The following is an 18,492-nucleotide window of genomic DNA, read 5'->3' as shown; positions in this document are numbered from 1 at the left end:
CCCTCACTTATTAAAGACCAATACCCTCCCCCCTTCACGATAGGAGAGAAAACGATTGGTCTCAGCATCTTCTCTGCTTATCTTCTGTATTAAGTTCCTTTTTACCTTCCGCTTAACCGATTCTTCTACCTCCATATTGGTGCTGTCGCGGTAGATCTGATTCTTGAAGGCATCTGCCAGGAGTCCGATGAACAGCTCGGTTTCCTCTTCGCAAATGCTGTAGCTGTCCCGATGGTAGCGCAATAAAATGAGCCCGGGCGCATAATGTCGATATTCCAAGCTAATCCACCGGGGCTCGGTTCCTTTAATACTATGAAACAATTTCACAGCAGCAACAACCTGCTGCTCAAATTCGGCTTGTTTTTCTGGACTCAATTCTCCTTGCAGTGCGGCCTCAAAGATCAACTGTTCCTGATCGGCTTCATATCTCACAGCACTTAGCTCCGGATAATTCAGGCTGGCACTTATAAAGACATCCAGACCGGAATCCTGATACATATGTATTTTCTCCTTAAACTGCGTAATATAAACGAATTCTGCAATGGGGGGAGAAATCCTGCTGCTAGAAATATGTAAAATATAGAAAACAGGGCTTTGTCAAGCCCTGTTTCCATTTTTTTGGTTTAGAGGAAAACTTATTTGGCATATTCCACCGATCGGGTTTCCCGGATAACGATCACCTTGATCTGTCCGGGATAATCCAGATCCTGTTCCACCTTGCGGGCGATATCACGGGCCATATTGATGGCGTGCAAGTCGTCAATCTGATCCGGCTTGACAATGATACGCACTTCGCGTCCGGCCTGAATGGCAAAAGATTTATCAACGCCTTCAAAGGAATCGGCCAGGTTCTCCAGTTTTTCCAGGCGTTTGATATAGGCTTCCAGGGTCTCGCGGCGGGCCCCGGGGCGGGATGCCGATATGGCATCGGCAGCCTGAACCAGGATAGCCTCAATGCTCTCAGGTTCAATATCGCTGTGATGTGCGGCGATACCATGAATTACCTCTTTGTTCTCCCGGTATTTTTTGGCCAGTTCTACCCCGATCTCAACATGAGGCCCGGCTATCTCGTGGTCAACCGCCTTGCCGATGTCATGCAGCAAACCGGCGCGTTTGGCCAGGGATACATCGACCTCTAATTCCGCAGCCATTACGCCTGCCAGATGCGCAACCTCCACTGAATGCTTCAACACATTTTGGCCATAGCTGGTCCGATATTTGAGTCTGCCTAACAGCTTGATCAGCTCCGGATGCAGATTGTGCACCCCCACCTCAAAGGCGGCTCCTTCTCCGGTTTCACGAAGCTCTTGCTCCAGCTCTTTCTGGGCCTTTTCCACCATTTCCTCTATGCGGGCAGGGTGAATTCGGCCGTCGGAAACCAGATTAGAAAGGGCTTTTCGAGCTATTTCACGGCGTATGGGGTCAAACGAAGAGAGAATGACCGCTTCCGGGGTATCGTCTATAATCAGATCCACCCCGGTCTGGGTTTCAAAGGTTCTGATGTTTCGTCCTTCCCTCCCGATAATACGGCCTTTCATTTCATCATTGGGGAGGGCCACCACGGACACAGTAGTTTCAGATACTACATCCGCAGCACATTTTTGAATCGCCAGCGAGACAATATTCTTGGCCCGTTTATTACCCTCTTCGCGGGCCTCTGCTTCCAGGTTTTTGATTACGCTAGCCGTTTCCTGGCGAATTTGTTGTTCAACATTATATAAGAGTAAATCTTTGGCCTCTTCGGAAGTCAACCCGGATAGCCTTTCTAATTCCTTGAGTTGCTGCGACATCACGGTTTGCAAATCCTGGTTGGTCTTTTCCGCATCTCTGATCTTTTCCTGCAACTGGCTTTCCTTTTTCTCCACATTCTCGTTCTTTCTGTCCAGTTGCTCTTCTTTTTGGATCAAGCGCCTCTCCAGCCGGTCCAGTTCACGTCGTCTCTCCCGGATCTCCTTCTCAGCTTCCTGGCGGTTGCGGTGCAGTTCCTCCTTGCCTTCCAGCAAGATTTCCTTTTTGCGGGCTTCGGCCGCTTTGCTGGCCTCGTCTACGATGCGTAAAGCTTCTTCTTCTGCTGCACCGAGCCGGCTTTCAGCTATTAAGCGTCGGCCATAATAACCGGCAATCAAACCAATGGCCAAAGAAAGGGTTATAACAATAAACTGCAATAAAGTATTGATTCGTCTTCACCTCCTTAAATTTATTCAAATATACACAGCAGTAAATTGCGGACAAATTAAAAAACCAGGCTGCACACCTGGCTTTTTGAAGTATCTCATCTTGTTTTCGCTAACGATAACGGCAGGGGCGGATGGAGAATCCTCTCTCCCAGAATTCCATCACAACATCAAAAACCGTTATAGCAAGCTTGCTCAACCTACAAGACATCTTTTAGATATATTTAAATGTCAGGCTCATTCCCCAAACTTGTCTGCCTGCTTATTGCTCTTCATCAGAGTAAATATATATAAATCTGGCCGTCTTTTTGGTCAAGGTTATTCATTAGACAGGATACTTCTACCAGAGTCCTATCTAAATTCTATTTACTTTCAACTACAGTGTCAAGATTCCAGTTCCGTTGGAGCTTGGGGATAACGCCCGGCCAGTTTTTCCCGAATCAAATTCTGGATATTTTTTACAAACTCAGGGTTGTTTTTCAGGTATTCTTTGGCGTTTTCCCGGCCCTGTCCCAAACGCTCCCCTTGATAGGAAAACCATGAACCGCTTTTCTGAATTATTTCCATATTGGTGGCGATATCCAAAAGATCACCTTCCCGGGATATCCCGCTTCCGTACATGATATCGAACTCCGAGGTCTTGAAAGGTGGCGCCACCTTGTTCTTTACGATCTTCACTTTGGTGCGGTTGCCGATCAATTCCGTACCCTGTTTAATGGCCTCAGCTTTACGGACCTCCATGCGCACAGAAGAATAAAACTTCAAAGCCCGGCCCCCGGTAGTTGTTTCAGGATTGCCGTAAACAATCCCCACCTTTTCACGGATTTGATTTATAAAAATGCAAGTGGCTCTCGACTTGCTGATGTGGGCAGTCAGCTTCCTCAAGGCCTGTGACATTAAGCGGGCCTGCAATCCCACGTGTACATCGCCCATTTCTCCATCCAGTTCCGCTCTGGGAACCAGGGCTGCCACCGAGTCGACAACGATCACATCTATGGCCCCGCTTCTGACCAGGGCCTCGGCTATTTCCAGAGCTTGTTCGCCGCTGTCGGGCTGCGCGACAAGAAGGTTGTTGATATCAACCCCGAGCCGCTTGGCATACAAAGGATCCAAGGCATGTTCAGCATCAATAAAGGCCGCCATCCCGCCCTGGGCTTGTGCCTCAGCGATGGCATGCAAAGCCACGGTGGTTTTTCCGGAGGATTCGGGGCCAAATATTTCCACGACCCGGCCCCGGGGCAGACCCCCTACTCCCAGAGCCATATCGATAGACATGCATCCAGTGGAGATCACTTCCACGTTCATGGCGGCATTTTCGCCCAGACGCATGATAGCCCCTTTGCCAAACTGTTTTTCGATATTCTTTATCGTGCTGTTTATAGCCTCAGCCTTGCCTTGATTACTTTCCGCTTTGTCCACAAACTCTCCCCCTCAAACATATGTTCGCTTAACCTGATTATAGACAAATGTTTTTACTGTTGTCAATGCAAAATCTGTTATATTATGGTAATTGTTATCCGCGTAGGGCGAAAGCTTGCTCTACCCGATATTGAGGCCCATCCTTGGTAAGGCGGCTTTCCATGAGATAAAAGGCCTGCACCGGAAATAGACTGGACCTGGTGGCAGATTCCAGTTGGTGAGCTTTTTTCAACAACTCCTCAACATTTCGCTCCGAGCGGATCCTGCCCAGAGTAATGTGGAAGCGGTGAATTTTTTCTGGTTCAAACCCTAGATCCTGAACGTAAACATCAATGCGTTCCGCCAGAAACTCGGCCTTTTCAGTATCCCCATCCAGTCCCATCCACACCACCCGGGGCTTGCGTTTATTGGGGAAAAAGCTCAACCCGTTTACTTTGAGGTAGAAGGGCGGACAGTATTCTCCCACCTGATACAAGCGATCTCGAATCTTCTGGAGCTGATGATCATCGATATCACCCAGGAATTTCAGGGTGAGGTGGTAGTTTACATATTCCACCCACTTCACATCGGGATTTGTCCGGGCCAGTTGTCTTCTGATCTGCTCGGCCTGGTCTTTTACCGCCTCGGGTGCGGGAATGGCAATAAAAGCCCTCATTTGGCACCCTCCTCGGTTAATAGCCGGCGGCGCACCAGATCCAGGGCGCTTTTCGCTGCCAGGGTGCGAATACCGCTGCGGTCACCTACAAATCGCATTTCTTTCACTTCAACTGTTCCTTTAAGGGCCAGACCGATATACACCAGACCCACCGGTTTTTCATCACTGCCCCCGTCCGGACCGGCAATTCCGGTTATGGATACTGCTACATCGACACCGGAGAGGTTTTTAATGCCCACAACCATCTCGGCAGCGGTTTCCCTGCTCACTGCTCCATAGGCCTGCAAAGTATCCTCCTTTACGCCTACTAAAACCTGTTTGGCCTGATTGCTGTAAGAAACCACTGAACCCCAGAAAAAATTGGAGCTACCCGGCAGATCGGTGATCATTTTGCTGAGCAATCCTCCGCTGCAGGATTCAACCGCAGCCATGAACAATCCCTGCCGGGTCAGCAGTTTGGCAACTACTCCGGCCAGCGTATCCTCACCCACACAAACCACATTTGATCCCAGAGCGGCTTCGATGCTCCGGCATAGTTCTTCCAGGCGCCGACCCGCTTCTACCGGATCGGGACCGTCTACAGTGATCTTTATTATCACTTCGCCTTCCTGGGCCAGAAGGGCGATTCCATAATCCTGCTGTTTATCGAGGATTTCCCCCAGTAAATCTTCCACCTGTGACTCACCAGGCCCCAGAACCCTCATTATCCGGGTTTGCCCGCTGCTTCCCATGAGGCCTTCTTCCTGGCCTAACAGGGGTTCTGCTGCCGCAAGGTACATATCCTGCATTTCCCGCGGCGGACCGGGCAACAAGATTACTATCTTCCCGTCCTTGGCCAGGTACATTCCCGGAGCAGTCCCCAAACGGTTCTTCAAGATTTTAGCCTCAGGTGGAAACATGGCCTGTTTGCGATTGCTCTCCGCCATTTTGCGGTTGCGCTTGGAGAAAAATGCCTTTATAGCCTCAAGCTCTTCTTCCACTACCTGCAGTTCACATCCCAAAAGTTCACAGACCACCTCTTTGGTCAGGTCATCCCGAGTAGGTCCCAAACCTCCCGAGGCTACCACCAGGTCGGCCATTTCTAACCCGGTCTTGAAAGCAGCCGCGATAGTATCGCGGTTATCCCCAACAATGCTTTTTCCCATCACTTTGAGGCCCAATTCGGCCAATTTCCGCGCTAGAAACATGGAATTGGTGTCCACCGTAGTCCCCAGCAGCAGTTCAGTTCCGGTTGATATTATATAGGCCTTTTTCATAGCTCCGTTTCAACTCCTTCAATCCATCCCTATTATTATAAGCATTTTCTGCGGATAGGACACCAGAACTGTGGGCGGTCATCAATTTCTTTCCGGGCTTTCTGCTATGTTGAAAAAATTTGCTTGCCAATTGCACTATTCATTAGTACACTAGTGTTATAGTACACTAGTGGGAGGTGAGCCGGTTGGCATTCGATCCTTCACGCCCGATATACCGCCAGATTATCAGCGGATATTTGAAAAAGATGATTCGCGGCGATTTGCGGAGGGGTGACAAGATTCCTTCACAACGGGAATACGCTGAAATAGCCAAGGTCAATCCCAATACCGTACAACGCGCCTATCGAGAGATGGAGCAGCAGGATATTGTAGAAACGGTGCGCGGTCAAGGGACTTTTGTGAAGATATCCGATCAAAGCCTGGAACGGAGCAAAACCGAAATGGCCCGCGAATACGTGCGGCACTACCTGTTGGAAATGCGCGAACTGGGCTTCGATGACCAGGAAATTATAAGCCGGTTGGTCAGTGAGATTACTGCAGAGGGAGGCAAACCACGTGATTGAATTTCAACATGTTAGCAAAGCATTTGGCAAGGCCATAGCTTTAAACGATTTTTCCCATCAATTTCATCCCGGAAAAATCACCGGGCTATTCGGGCCTAATGGCGCCGGCAAATCAACCACACTCAAGATGATAGCCGGCCTGAATCGCCCCGACCGCGGTCAGGTGCTGGTTGACGGCCAGCCGCCGCAGCAAGTTAAAGAAAAGGTGGCCTTTCTTCCCGAAATCGACCACCTCTACAACTGGATGACGGTTAAGCAAGCCGCTGCCTTTTTGCGCTCTTTTTATACCGACTGGGACCAGAGCCGTTTTCAAGGACTGCTGGAGTACCTGGATTTAAATGAAGACATGAAAGTCGCTTCCATATCCAAAGGGCAGCGGGCCAAGGTAAAATTGCTCTTGACCCTTTCCCGCAAAGCCCCTTATGTTTTGATGGATGAACCGCTTTCGGGCATCGATGTGCTTACCCGTGAGGAGATTATCAGCACTTTGATCAGGGGCTTTCGTGAGGGAGAACAGACCATCATCATATCTACCCATGAAATTGCCGAGATCGAAAATATAATCGATGAGGTAGTTTTCATTGACAACGGCCGGATCAAGCTTATAGGCAATGCTGAAGATCTTCGCCAGGAACGGGCTATGTCCCTGGTTGAAATTATGAAGGAGGCTTTCCGTCATGCAGGCTAAGCGTTTAAAAATGTTTACTGCCCTATATGCTAAAGAGATGCGGGATTTAGCTGCTGAAACCATTATCGTGGCAGGACTTGCGGTCGTAGTCAACCTTTTTTTGTTCTTTAAACTGAATCATACTCCGTATGCGCATATTCTGGTGCTGCCTAATCTGATGCTGCTGGGGCTGGCCGCTTTTCTGCCCTTTATCTCATCATTTAAGCTTATATACCGGGAATGGAAAAGCAATACCATCTATATGCTCTTATCCCTGCCGGTAAAAGGAGCATTGGTTCTGGGCGCAAAAATGGCCGCCCTGGTAACAAATTATATAGCAGGAACCCTGGCGGTCCTGGTCAGCGGCTTCATAGTGAGTCTGGCTTTGGTTGGAGAAGAGATACAACGGGCGCTGCAAACCATCCACCTCACACCAGGAGTAAGCTATGGACAGCTCCTGGGAACAGGACTCTTATTCTATCTGCTCAGTATAGCGGGATTGATATATCTGGTCAGTATTAGCTTCGGCAGTCAGATTGTGGGTAAACTGGTGCGCGGCTATTCAGGTTTGGTGACCCTGCTGGTTTTCTTGGCATTGTTGTTCACCATACAAGACCTGGGATTGCTGGTGGGGAATGAGCTGGTTTCATTTCTCGGCATAGACTTTTCGATTCAATGGACTATTGACGCTTTTAACCAGTTCTTGCTGCTGTTCATCGCGGCCTTGCTGGGGGTCAGCACATTGATATACGCCGGTACGGTATGGATCTATAACCGCCGCATAGAACTGTAAAATCCATGAACAAGGGTACGGTTTTCCGTTCCTGCCAAGGCAGGAACGGAAAAAGAACGAAATCGCTGCCGCGGTGGTTTTAGAAAAAACTATATAAGAAACTTTCGGAAAAAGCGAAAAGGAAAGCACTTTCTGTGGTATTGTTTAAGCCACCAAACCAAAACAGGGCAAAGGTGCGAAATGTAAGATTTAATGAACAAAAGAGACAAATAATCTTCAGAAATCAAACTTAATCTTATATAATTAGGTATCCCTGACTTCCGGAGGTATTATTATCATGCGTAGGATTACCCGGCTTTCGAAGCTAATGATATCATTAGCTTTATTCCTTTCTTTTTTTGCTGCAGGTCTTTTCATTCATCTTGAACAGGTTGCAGCTGCTCAAGCTAATTCTCCAACCACCCAATTAGCGACGAGCGCCACTGCAGTTGACCCGGCTGATGGGGAGATCCCTGGAGAATATCTCTTAGAACCAGAAAGACAGCAGCAAGAGTTTTATGAAAAGGCTATAGTACTGGAGGTAAACAGTATAGATCGTGACCCCTCCGAGACCGCACAAAACAGGATTACCGAACAAACGGTAAAGGTGCGCATGTTAAGCGGTACTTATAAAGGACAGGATTTGCTGGTTACTAATAACTTAACTGGATCGCCAGGCATAGATATCATTGTTGAACCCGGAGATAAAATAGTACTCTATATGACTGCAGAGATTGACAGCGACGGACGTGCAGTACTGCAGAATGTCTATGTAGCTGATCGGTTGCGGAGCCCTGCCTTGCTATGGCTGACGCTTATCTTTACTGCATTGATACTTATAATAGGACGTTATCAGGGATTAAAGGCTCTTTTGGGACTGGGTGTTACAGCTTTAGGAATTTATAAGATATTACTTCCCGGCTTGCTGGCAGGTAAACCCGCCTTGCCTTTAACTATTATGGTGCTGGTGGGAGCTACTCTAATCACCATGGTTTTTATAGCCGGCTTCAGTCGAAAAGCCATAGCTGCCACTCTAGGAACTGTTGGTGGACTGATTGCAGCAGGACTGTTAGCTTATCTTTTTGGCGGTTTAGCTCAGTTGAGCGGGCTTAGTACCGAGGAAGAACGCATGCTTTTATACGTCAACAATATAACCATCGACATCAGGGGATTATTGTTTTCAGGCATCCTTATTGGAGCTCTAGGCGCCATCATGGATGTGGCCATGTCTGTGGCTTCAACGATAAGTGAGGTTAAAAAAGCTGATCCCAGTATGAAGGCTTATCAGTTAATGGGAGCAGGTATGAATGTCGGACGGGACATTATGGGAACCATGGCCAATACGCTAATCCTGGCTTATACGGGCAGTGCTCTTCCATTGATGCTTTTGTTTATGGCGTACAAAATGGAACCAATCAGTTTTCTTAATTGGGAAATGATTACTACTGAAATAGTGAGAGCACTTGTAGGGAGCATAGGTTTAATTGCCTGCATACCATTTACCGCACTAATAGCAGGATGGCTTAATGGATCGGGGAAAATTCAGGCGCTGCCTTATAGGGCTGAGGATGCGTAGGAGCAGAGTGCTATTAATCCTGGATTCGATCCACCAGAAAACCCCGAGGACCCTTTGCCCGAAACCAGCTTATTTATCAAATTTCTTACCAACGTCTAAAACCATTAATAATATTGCTTTAAGCTTTTGGCCCTGATATTCAGGAAACTTAATATCTGGCCCCTTCAAGAACCGTCCGCGCCTGTATCTTTAATGGATGATTTCTACAAATCGCTGCCGGTCTATTGTCTCTTCCTGCTGTATGCTCGCTGCCAGGGTAAAAAGGGCATCCTTCTTATCCTGCAGGAGCTTTATGGTCTTCTGCTCAAGGTCCACGATGATGTTCTTGCATTCTTCAAAAAGGCTCTCCTGGGGCAGATCTTCAGCATGCACAATGCCTAAAGAGGACAACCCGGCCTCTACAATCTGCCTGGCGGTATTCCAGCAGGCTTTGAAGTCTCCTCTGGCTCCGGTGCTGCGGTTGCCGTATTTGATCTCCTCGGCTGCAGCTCCACCCAGCGCTATCATGATCTCACTTTCCAGTTGTTCCCGGGTATACAAGTATTGGTCATCGGGCGGATTCTTGCGCATGAAGCCCAAAGCCTGCCCGCGGGGGACGATGGTGACCGAGGACACCGATCCCGGCATCAGGGTTTCACTCAATAGAGCATGACCGCTCTCATGTACACTTACCCGTTCCACTTCTTCCAATGAAGGCTTGCGATCCAATTTCTCGCCCAAAATCACCTTGTCAATGGCTTCATTGAAGTGGCGGCTTAAGACCTTTGAGCTTTTTTCCCGCATAGCCAGTATGGCAGCTTCGTTGGCCAGGCTTTCGAGGTGAGCACCGGAAAATCCGAAAGTGGCGGCAGCGATCTGGTCCAGGTCCCCGCAGTCGTCCAGAGGCTTGTTGCGGGTATGAATCTCCAGAATTTTCTTGCGGCCGGTTTTATCGGGGAGATTAACCTGTACCTGACGGTCAAATCGTCCCGGTCTTAATAAAGCCGGATCCAGCATATCGGCGCGATTGGTGGCCCCGATCAGAAGTATGCGCACTGAATCGTCGGGATTGATGCCGTCCATTTCCACCAGCAATTGATTCAAAGTCTGATCGTATTCCATGTGGCTGGTGTTCTTGCCGCGCTTGGCTCCTAAGATCTCCAATTCATCGATGAAGATAATAGCACTGTGGCTGTTTTGCTTCAGGGCCTTTTTGCGGGAGTCATTGAACAACTGCCTGACCCGTTTAGCCCCTACTCCGGCATACATTTCTATAAATTCACTGCCTGAAGCGGCGATAAAAACCGAACTGGTGTAGTTGGCTGCGGCCTTGGCCATCAAGGTTTTGCCGGTTCCCGGAGGGCCGACCAAAAGAACCCCTTTTAACGGCCGTATGCCCATTTTGCTTATCAAATCGGGGCTGCGCAAAAATTCCAGGGCTTCGCCCAGTTCGTTGATGGCCGAGTCCTGTCCTCCGATGTCGTCAAAGGAAATATTTTTTTGGCGTTTTTTACCATTCTCTGCACCCAGATTATTAAATCGGATTGCCCCCTGCATATGCAAGAACATATAACAGACTACCGCCAATCCGCCGAAAAGCGCCACAGGCAGTATATTATAGCCGATTAAGGCCAGAAAAACCAGAAAGGCTGTTCCAATCCCGATCAGGTATTCTTTCATGTCCAATTCTCCTCACTAGGTAATGTTCTGGCTGCTTTTCAGTTCAATAACACGGTACATACTATTCTCTCCATCAGCCAGATGCAGGTATAAATAGCGGTCGTCGACGTAAAGGTGATAAGAGATCCCTTTCTCGACCGCGTATTGGCCCAAGGTCTGATCCAGCCATACAAAGCTGTGATTGGCCGCCGCTTCATAAATGGCTGGCTGCAGGTGTAAATATGCTTGCTGCAGCATTTCATCCTGGGGATCGGTGATGATCAGCTTGTAAGCGCCTTTTTTTAAAGTATTATCCAGGGCCTCCTGTATGGCCTGGTACTCCTGCTGCAGGTTGTACACCTCTTGCAGCTGCACTGCGACCTCAAACTGTCCTTCAACCCTTGACAGTTCCACGTTGGCTATGGCAGGCCGGGCCTCCAGTTGCTGGATTACCGGATTGATTATCATATACTTCATATATAGCTGATAGCCGCCCATCAGTATCGCCAGGGAGATAACGAAGACAGCCAGGGAAATGGCAGTTTTAAAATCGCTCTTTTTCATGTGAGCCAGCCCCTTTCCAAGTTATTATAACATAGACCATAGTCCCTAACTTTGGACAATATATGGCAGCACAACCAGCTGTACAATAAATTAAGACCGCTATAAGCAGCGGCCTTTATCATAACTTTAGTAGTTTATTTTGCCTGGGAATAGGGTCCTAGATAGATTCACTTCACCTCACGCATGCTGATATATCGATAAAAATACTCCAACCCCGAATAGACTGTGATGATGAGCGCCAGGTACAGCATCACCGGCCCCAGGACCAGGGTGGTTATGGCATAAAAATCATTTTGCAGTATTACTACCACCACGGCTATAATCTGGCTGATAGTCTTCAGCTTACCCCATATACTAGCGGGAATGATAACCCCTTCCTCTGCTTTGATTATGCGTAAACCGGATACGGCAAATTCACGCCCCAGAATGACAATTGCGATCCATCCAGGAATACGCCCCAACTCCACCAGGCTGATTAAAGCGGCTGTAATCAGCAATTTATCGGCCAACGGGTCGAGTATGACCCCTAATTTGGTGACCTGTTTCATCTTGCGGGCCAGGTAACCATCCAGGCTGTCGGTCAAGGCAGCCACTATAAAGATAGCCGCGGCTATATAATCGCCGTTGGGAACCTTCACGGAGATGATGATAACGAAGAGCGGGATTAATATGATACGTAAAAGAGTTAAACTATTGGGGATGTTCATCAGCAACTTCTCCGATCATGTCATAGTTTCTGACCGCTTTAAGCTCTACCCGCATCAATTGTCCTTTGGGTAAGGCCCGGGTGCTCTTGATCATGGTGATGCCGTCCACTTCCGGCGCCTGATAATAACCTCTGCCGATGTAGAGGTGGTTGGAGACCTTTTCCGTAATCAACACCGGTTCCTGGCTTCCAATCCTGGCAATATTCTTGCTGCGGGTAATGCGGTTCTGCAGCTTCATTATCAGATCCAAACGCTCCTGGCTGATTTCCGGCGGCACTTGATCGGGCATCAGGCTAGCTGCCGTATCTTCTTCAGGATTGTAGCGAAAAGCCCCCAGCCAGTCAAAAGCTGATTCAGCGATGAAATCATAGAGGCGTTGGAAGTCATCTCCGCTCTCACCGGGAAATCCGGTCATCACCGTAGTGCGCAGCACCAATCCTTCGATTCTGCGCCGCAGCTCGGCCAACAGACCTTTTAGTTGCGTGCTGTCATGCTTGCGGTTCATAGCCCGCAGAGTACGGTCAGAAGCATGTTGCACCGGAATATCCAGATATGGCAAGACGCTTTTATTGGAGGCGATTGCATCGAGAATAGCGTCGTCCATATGCGCGGGATGAAGATACATCAGCCTGATCCATTGCAATTCTTCGATCTTTTGCAGGCCGTCCAACAGATCCGGCAGGGATTTGCGCCCGTATATGTCGGTTCCGTAAGCTGCGGTGTCCTGTGCTATCACTACCAGTTCCCGTACCTGTTGTTGGGTCACCAAATGACGGGCTTCCTCGAGCAGGTCCTGAAGCGGCCGGGAGCGCAGCCCCCCTCTAATACCGGGTATGGCACAATAGCTGCAGCGATTGTCACAGCCGTCGGCAATGCGCAGATAAGCCATACCCGGAGGAGTAGTAAGTATTCGCCCCGTCCAGGCCTGTGACTGTCTTTCAGGTTCCGCGCAAGCTGTCACCCGCTGTCCAGACTGAATCGCTTCTATAATTTTATCAATCTCATCGCAATGAGAGATGCCTAATACACCGTCCAGCTCAGGCATCTCTTCCATCAAATATGATCCATATCTTTGCGCCATGCATCCTGCTACCACAAGGTATTTAAGGCTTCCACGGCTCTTTAAAAGACCGGTTTCAATGATCCGGTCAATTGCTTCTTGACGGGCCTCCTCAATGAAAGCACAGGTATTTATTATTATCAGATCCGCTTTTTCGGGCTGGGATACCAATTTATAACCGGCTTTTTTAAGCCGGTATAGTATTATTTCACTATCAACTCTGTTTTTGGAACATCCCAGACTAATCAGGCCTACATTCACTGGAGAAATCCTTTACTATGAACTCAAGCGGGCCACCCGGAATTCCTTGTGGATAACCTCGCCGCTTTCGCCCAGGGGACCAATTTTGTCGCCATTATAATAAACCTCGATACCCCCGGCGTTGCCTACTGTCAATAAGACCGCCTCCCGGCCTTCAAAAACCTGTTCCTGTCCGGCAGTCAGGGTGCTCGAGAACACTGTCTCCCCGTCTACTATGGCTTTCACCCAGCAGTCGCTCAGAGCCGCGACGCGCACCGTTGCGCTCATATCCCGCTCATCGGTTTGGGCAGGATCGCCGGCAGGATTATTATTCTGCTCCTCAGGCCCGGGGGCAGTTGGGTTTTGCTGCTGCGAGGTTGGGTTTTGGGCCACATTGGGGCTGTGGTTGGAAATGGCGCCGACAATCATGTTCCCCACCCATAAAGCCACCAGCAGAAAGGCGCCAGCCACCACAACATTGCGCCAGTTCATGGCCAGAAACTGGAATTCCGGCCCGGACTTTTGGGGTTGAGGCTGCGTTATTTCGGCTTCTTCTTCATAGCCATAAGCCATTTCCACGAACAAGGCCACCAATACCTCATCGTCCAGATGCAGATAGCGGGCGTATTTTTTGACAAATCCAGTGGCATACACTTTTGGTGGCAGGATATTAAATCTTTCTTTTTCAATCGCATCCAGGTACAGCTTGCGAATTTTAGTTTCCTCTTCAATATGTTCAAGAGTCAGTCCCAGACTCTCTCTTTTCTCTTTAAAAACTTGACCAAATTGCATGTTCTCAACTCCTTCTAATGGTCAATAAAACGGTTTTATTGGCATCATGACCCAACAGACGCAATACCCACACACCGAAGGGCAATGATTAACTATGTCTTGTACTACCAATCATGACCCGACAGACGCAGTACCCACACCCATGCGGATGGCTTGCCGCAGGGGATAGTTGTTGGAAAGGCCATAAACCAAGCCGCATAATAGGTACAACAATTGCCGGGCATGATGAAACGATTGATTGGGTAACAAGGGATATTCCTGAATACCACGATGGTTCATATGCATCACTGCGGAATGACCGTCTGTGATGATACAGTGGTCCATTCCCGCTTCAATCAACTCCTGAATACGGCTGCGATGAAAATCGAACTGTACTATATCCGCCAAACCAAGTACTAACAGATGATAACCTTCCAGATATCGGGGAATGAGCTGGTCAGCTTCCAGGCTCAAACAAGTACACAGGCAGGGCAGTTTTTCACCGTCCTTGTGAATCGCCTTGCGGTACACATATTCCTGCCAAACCGGTTCAACCACCAGCCACTCGCAATTAAATATAACCCATTCCCGTAAATTTAACGCCTTTTCATAATCATCGGGGAAAAAGCCTTCCTTAAATAGTATTTCCCCATTACACCTTACCTGACGGGTGGTGCGCTTGTTATTATGACGGTATATATTGGATATGTCGACTTTTTTTCGGGCTAACTGACTCAAAATCAGTTCTCCCTGTTCATCATTGCCGATAACCGATACTATTTTTACATTTGAGCCAAAATCCGCCAGGGACTGACTGGCTTTAAAAGCAAATCCGCCCCAACTGATATCAATTGACGGTACTCCGCCCTCATCTTCGACATCCACTACCAGCAGGCAGTTTCCCAGGACTACAACCGAAACCACCTCATTGAGCACATAGCCTTTACCAAGAATTACTCCCTTTTTCATCAGGTTGGAGATGTGCACCGCCACCGAAGAGCGGGTAATTCCAAACCTTCGGGCTATTTCCTCCTGGGAAATAAGGGGTTCCTTCTTGAGTAAATCAAGGATTTCCTTTTCCCGGAAGGTCAACCGCATACTAATCCCCTTACTGAACGTTGATCTCTAATTTTCATACTAACATAGTTTATTCCTGGCGTATAGCTTTTCAAATTGCTCTTCATCGATCAAAACTTCACGCCGTTTATTGCTGTCCTGCTCGGATATCAGGCCTCTTTCTTCCATGATATCCACCAGCCGGGCGGCTCGGGCATAACCCACCCGTAAACGCCGCTGCAAGAGTGAAACCGAGGCTTTTTTACCGTCCACAAAAATTTTCAAAGCGTCCCAGAAGAGTTCGTCATCGGTTCCGTCAGCCTCTTCGTTGTCGGCGAGCTCCAATTCTTCAATCTCATTAACAGGTTCATCAAGATTAAACTGTGCTTTAATAAAGTCCACGGTTTTTTCAATATCCCGGTCGGAGACAAAAGCTCCCTGAATCCTGAACGGTTTCGCCGCTCCTACCGGCAGGAACAGCATATCCCCTTTACCCAGCAGTTTCTCTGCCCCACCGGCGTCCAATATGGTGCGGGAATCGGTCTGGGATGAGACTGCGAAGGCTATCCGGGAAGGGATATTGGCTTTGATGATCCCAGTGACCACGTCTACTGAAGGCCTCTGAGTAGCTACGATCAAATGCATTCCGGCGGCACGGGCCATTTGAGCCAGCCGGCAGATAGCATCTTCCACATCTACCGGAGCCACCATCATCAGATCTGCCAGCTCATCAATGACAATAACTATATAGGGCAGTTTGTCAGTGCTTATCTGATTATAACGTTGAATATCCCGAGCCCCGCTGCTGGCAAAGAGCTGATAGCGCTTTTCCATCTCTCGAACCATCCAGCGCAGGATTAAAGAGGCCTTTTTAGGATCAGTGACCACCGGGGTCATCAGGTGCGGAATGCCGTTATAAATCGTCAGTTCCACCATTTTCGGGTCGATGAAAACCATTTTCAACTCGGAGGGGGTGCTGTGATATAACATGCTCATAATAATACAGTTCAAGCATACACTTTTGCCCGAGCCGGTGGAGCCAGCGATTAATAGATGGGGCATATCATGCAAACGGGCCACTACCGCATTGCCGCTGATATCTTCCCCCAGGGCGAAAGCCAGCGGGCTTTTCAACTTCTTGAAGGCCGGGGCGGAAATCAAACTGCGCAGGCCCACACTTAGTATTTTGCGGTTCGGTACTTCAATGCCTATGGCGGCCTTACCCGGTATAGGAGCTTCAATGCGTATGCCGGGGGCGGCCAGGTTTAATTGCAGGTCATCGGTCAGGCTGATGATGCGGCTGATTTTCACCCCGGCCCCCGGGGTCAGCTCATAGCGGGTTACAGCCGGGCCGCAGCTGACCTGATTGACCTTAACCGCTACCCCGAAGCTGGCAAAAGTATCCTCCAAAACGGTGATGCTTTCTTTTATATTCTTCTTATCGATCAGACGCTCATTGCTAACATCGTTTAACAATTCCAGGGGGGGCAGACAATAATGCTCTTCCTGACGCGGCCGGGTTTTGATCAGCTGCAGGGGCGGCACCGGTTCGATATCGGCCAGGGCGGCCGCCACCGGCAACGGTTGCTGTATGTCCACAATAGGAACCGGGGGGCGTTCTTCCCGGGGGGACGATGCCTCGGCGCTGTCAATAATCAAAGGGGCTGCAGTGACTGTTTTAGAGCCGCTTTCTTCGGCTGCGGCCTGATAAAACATGACCTCATCAAGCCGGGATTTGGCCTGCAGGGCGCCCTGCTGCAGTCTTTTAAAAACTGTCGCCGCCGGCTGGTCGATGAGCAGGAGCAGCCCCAGCAAGGTGCCGAATAATGCCAGTATGCCCAATCCCACATTTCCCACCAGCTGGATCAAGAGGTAAGCCATACTGCCGCCCAGATAACCGCCGCCCAGACTGGCTTGCCCGGCTTCCCAGGCATTCATGCCCGACGGGGTTTTATAAACCGCAAATAATGTTATACCAACTAGCCCGAGCATGCTTAAGCCCCACATTTGCGTTGACCAGGTCTTCTTGTTTATCCCCAGGTGGGCCGACCATCCCAGAATGAACAAGGGCCCTAATACAGCCCCATCCCCGAAGGCATATTCCAAAGCCGCCTTGATGCCGGTCCCCAGCCAGCCGATGATACGGCTGTCATCGGGAAGGCCCTGGGCTTTGCGCAGACTGACATAGGCAAAGACCGCCAGGGTAAAGGCTACCAGTGACAAAATATCATATTTTAGATGTTCAATGGGACCGGGCGACTTAGGCTCAGCTGGCGCCGTTACCTTTACCGTCCGGGTCCTGGGGGTGCTCTTTTTCTTGGCTGCCATCACGGCCTCCCCATACTGCCGCCTGAATGGGCGGATGGATTTAATGGTAAATTTCTCCTGTATTACGTGAATTCCTGCCTCTCCAGAGGCCAAACCCACAACATATTTATTATGTAAAGTAAATCACCAGAGTAACTATTCCCAGTGCCCACACATACCAGGAAAACACCGATAAGCGGCCTTGATTCACCAGTCGCAGCACCACTTTAATGGCAACATAGCCGAAAAAGGCTGCGGAAAACAAACCGGCGGCAATAGCTGATCCCGGTATGGAGGCCATGGCCTCTGTTCCTAAATCCTTTAATTCTAATAAACCTGCTCCCAGAATAACCGGAATGGAGAGCAGAAAGGAAAAACGCGCCGCAAAAGGCCGTTCCATTCCAACCAAAAGCCCGGCCGAAATGGTGGAGCCCGATCTGGAAATCCCCGGTATTATGGCAATGGCCTGCAGAAGGCCGACCCAAAGCACATCTTTGTAACTGGTCTCCCTGATTTCTTTCAAACCAGGCTTGGCCAGGGCCCATTTCTCGGATACCATCAAGACTGCCCCGGTTATCAGCAAACCTATGCCGACCACCAGTAGTGATTTAAAGGTCTGCTCGAAAATGGGTTCCAGTAAAAACCCGGCCAGTGCGGCCGGAATGCAGCCCACTACTATCAAAAGCGTCAGTTTGCTCCAGGGCTTTCTCAACAGTTCTGCGATATCGCTCCAAAAGGCAATAAAAACCGCCACCAGGGTCCCAATATGCACCAGAACATCAAATGCCAGCGGGGTATTCTGCAGGCCCAAGAGATGTTGAAAAATAATCAGATGCCCGGAACTGCTGACCGGCAAAAACTCGGTCAATCCTTGTACTGCGCCCAGGATTAGGGCTTGTATCACTGTCAAAATCATATACCTCCCAGAAAACTACTTAGTAAATTATAGCACAGCTGCTGCAAAACATACCCATTTCCTGGCGATGAGCGCTCTTTAATCGCAGCATCTCATGGTGTAGGTTTTATCGGCCCGGGGCATGCTAATTAAAGAATTCATCAAGGAAGGG

General features: G+C 49.1%; 17 protein-coding genes. 4 read left to right on the top strand and 13 right to left on the bottom strand.

Annotation, left to right across the window (positions count from 1 at the left end):
• Window positions 1-3: 3 nt before the first annotated feature.
• The 5 genes from B2633_RS03925 to B2633_RS03905 all read right to left on the bottom strand — a co-directional run bounded on the left by B2633_RS03925 (window position 4) and on the right by B2633_RS03905 (window position 5,504).
• Complete coding sequence (locus tag B2633_RS03925) at window positions 4-498, bottom strand: hypothetical protein (protein ID WP_481038474.1); 495 nt, start codon at window positions 496-498, stop codon at window positions 4-6.
• Between the two features lie 137 nt (window positions 499-635).
• Window positions 636-2,165, bottom strand: a complete 1,530-nt coding sequence (gene rny, locus B2633_RS03920; RefSeq protein ID WP_483169275.1) for a ribonuclease Y — start codon at window positions 2,163-2,165, stop codon at window positions 636-638.
• A 393-nt stretch (window positions 2,166-2,558) separates the two neighbouring features.
• Window positions 2,559-3,593, bottom strand: a complete 1,035-nt coding sequence (gene recA, locus B2633_RS03915) for a recombinase RecA (protein ID WP_483169273.1) — start codon at window positions 3,591-3,593, stop codon at window positions 2,559-2,561.
• Window positions 3,594-3,687: 94 nt separating this feature from the next.
• Window positions 3,688-4,248 carry an RNA 2',3'-cyclic phosphodiesterase gene (thpR, locus tag B2633_RS03910; RefSeq protein ID WP_483169271.1) on the bottom strand — a complete coding sequence of 187 codons (561 nt, stop codon included), beginning with the start codon at window positions 4,246-4,248 and terminating at the stop codon, window positions 3,688-3,690.
• Complete coding sequence (locus tag B2633_RS03905) at window positions 4,245-5,504, bottom strand: competence/damage-inducible protein A (RefSeq protein WP_483169269.1); 1,260 nt, start codon at window positions 5,502-5,504, stop codon at window positions 4,245-4,247. Before B2633_RS03905 ends, thpR begins: the two co-directional genes overlap by 4 nt.
• Before the next feature lie 185 nt (window positions 5,505-5,689).
• On the opposite strand from B2633_RS03905, the gene B2633_RS03900 reads away from it, so the two are divergent.
• The 4 genes from B2633_RS03900 to B2633_RS03885 all read left to right on the top strand — a co-directional run bounded on the left by B2633_RS03900 (window position 5,690) and on the right by B2633_RS03885 (window position 9,082).
• Window positions 5,690-6,067, top strand: a complete 378-nt coding sequence (locus tag B2633_RS03900) for a GntR family transcriptional regulator (protein WP_483169267.1) — start codon at window positions 5,690-5,692, stop codon at window positions 6,065-6,067.
• Entirely contained in the window at window positions 6,060-6,755 is a 696-nt protein-coding gene (locus B2633_RS03895; protein WP_483169265.1) for an ABC transporter ATP-binding protein, read from the top strand. Before B2633_RS03900 ends, B2633_RS03895 begins: the two co-directional genes overlap by 8 nt.
• A complete protein-coding gene (locus tag B2633_RS03890) occupies window positions 6,745-7,527 on the top strand; it encodes a hypothetical protein (protein ID WP_483169263.1) in 783 nt (260 codons plus the stop codon). The genes B2633_RS03895 and B2633_RS03890 overlap by 11 nt, the downstream gene beginning before the upstream one ends.
• Before the next feature lie 277 nt (window positions 7,528-7,804).
• Window positions 7,805-9,082 carry a YibE/F family protein gene (locus B2633_RS03885; RefSeq protein ID WP_483169261.1) on the top strand — a complete coding sequence of 426 codons (1,278 nt, stop codon included), beginning with the start codon at window positions 7,805-7,807 and terminating at the stop codon, window positions 9,080-9,082.
• 189 nt (window positions 9,083-9,271) lie between these two features.
• Here B2633_RS03885 and B2633_RS03880 read toward each other — a convergent pair whose 3' ends face one another.
• The 8 genes from B2633_RS03880 to B2633_RS03845 all read right to left on the bottom strand — a co-directional run bounded on the left by B2633_RS03880 (window position 9,272) and on the right by B2633_RS03845 (window position 18,329).
• Entirely contained in the window at window positions 9,272-10,741 is a 1,470-nt protein-coding gene (locus tag B2633_RS03880) for an AAA family ATPase (RefSeq protein WP_481038466.1), read from the bottom strand.
• 15 nt (window positions 10,742-10,756) lie between these two features.
• Entirely contained in the window at window positions 10,757-11,284 is a 528-nt protein-coding gene (locus B2633_RS03875) for a hypothetical protein (protein ID WP_483169260.1), read from the bottom strand.
• A 167-nt stretch (window positions 11,285-11,451) separates the two neighbouring features.
• Entirely contained in the window at window positions 11,452-11,991 is a 540-nt protein-coding gene (gene pgsA / locus B2633_RS03870) for a CDP-diacylglycerol--glycerol-3-phosphate 3-phosphatidyltransferase (protein WP_481038464.1), read from the bottom strand.
• Window positions 11,975-13,312 (bottom strand): 30S ribosomal protein S12 methylthiotransferase RimO, encoded by a 1,338-nt coding sequence (gene rimO / locus B2633_RS03865; RefSeq protein WP_483169258.1) that lies wholly within the window; start codon window positions 13,310-13,312, stop codon window positions 11,975-11,977. The genes pgsA and rimO overlap by 17 nt, the downstream gene beginning before the upstream one ends.
• Before the next feature lie 15 nt (window positions 13,313-13,327).
• Complete coding sequence (locus tag B2633_RS03860; RefSeq protein WP_483169257.1) at window positions 13,328-14,083, bottom strand: helix-turn-helix domain-containing protein; 756 nt, start codon at window positions 14,081-14,083, stop codon at window positions 13,328-13,330.
• Window positions 14,084-14,194: 111 nt separating this feature from the next.
• Window positions 14,195-15,160, bottom strand: a complete 966-nt coding sequence (locus tag B2633_RS03855) for a PfkB family carbohydrate kinase (RefSeq protein ID WP_483169256.1) — start codon at window positions 15,158-15,160, stop codon at window positions 14,195-14,197.
• A gap of 39 nt (window positions 15,161-15,199) precedes the next feature.
• Window positions 15,200-17,446, bottom strand: coding sequence for an FtsK/SpoIIIE family DNA translocase (locus B2633_RS03850; protein ID WP_483169255.1), 2,247 nt, complete (start codon window positions 17,444-17,446; stop codon window positions 15,200-15,202).
• Window positions 17,447-17,555: 109 nt separating this feature from the next.
• Window positions 17,556-18,329, bottom strand: a complete 774-nt coding sequence (locus B2633_RS03845; RefSeq protein ID WP_483169394.1) for an undecaprenyl-diphosphate phosphatase — start codon at window positions 18,327-18,329, stop codon at window positions 17,556-17,558.
• Window positions 18,330-18,492 lie beyond the last annotated feature (163 nt).

The organism is Syntrophomonas sp. UBA1041 (assembly GCF_002316705.1).
Classification (GTDB): Bacteria; Bacillota; Syntrophomonadia; order Syntrophomonadales; family Syntrophomonadaceae; genus DTU019.
The sequence above is the reverse complement of the archived record's forward strand: the minus strand, read 5'-3'. Positions and strand labels throughout refer to the sequence as shown.

Bases quoted from the DNA above. Each gene is read 5' to 3' on its own strand.
- thpR (WP_483169271.1), bottom strand. From the start codon at position 4,248: ATGAGGGCTTTTATTGCCATTCCCGCACCCGAGGCGGTAAAAGACCAG.
- B2633_RS03890 (WP_483169263.1), top strand. From the start codon at position 6,745: ATGCAGGCTAAGCGTTTAAAAATGTTTACTGCCCTATATGCTAAAGAG.
- B2633_RS03905 (WP_483169269.1), bottom strand. From the start codon at position 5,504: ATGAAAAAGGCCTATATAATATCAACCGGAACTGAACTGCTGCTGGGG.
- B2633_RS03875 (WP_483169260.1), bottom strand. From the start codon at position 11,284: ATGAAAAAGAGCGATTTTAAAACTGCCATTTCCCTGGCTGTCTTCGTT.
- B2633_RS03850 (WP_483169255.1), bottom strand. From the start codon at position 17,446: ATGGCAGCCAAGAAAAAGAGCACCCCCAGGACCCGGACGGTAAAGGTA.
- B2633_RS03860 (WP_483169257.1), bottom strand. From the start codon at position 14,083: ATGCAATTTGGTCAAGTTTTTAAAGAGAAAAGAGAGAGTCTGGGACTG.
- B2633_RS03925 (WP_481038474.1), bottom strand. From the start codon at position 498: ATGTATCAGGATTCCGGTCTGGATGTCTTTATAAGTGCCAGCCTGAAT.
- B2633_RS03855 (WP_483169256.1), bottom strand. From the start codon at position 15,160: ATGCGGTTGACCTTCCGGGAAAAGGAAATCCTTGATTTACTCAAGAAG.
- B2633_RS03885 (WP_483169261.1), top strand. From the start codon at position 7,805: ATGCGTAGGATTACCCGGCTTTCGAAGCTAATGATATCATTAGCTTTA.
- pgsA (WP_481038464.1), bottom strand. From the start codon at position 11,991: ATGAACATCCCCAATAGTTTAACTCTTTTACGTATCATATTAATCCCG.
- B2633_RS03880 (WP_481038466.1), bottom strand. From the start codon at position 10,741: ATGAAAGAATACCTGATCGGGATTGGAACAGCCTTTCTGGTTTTTCTG.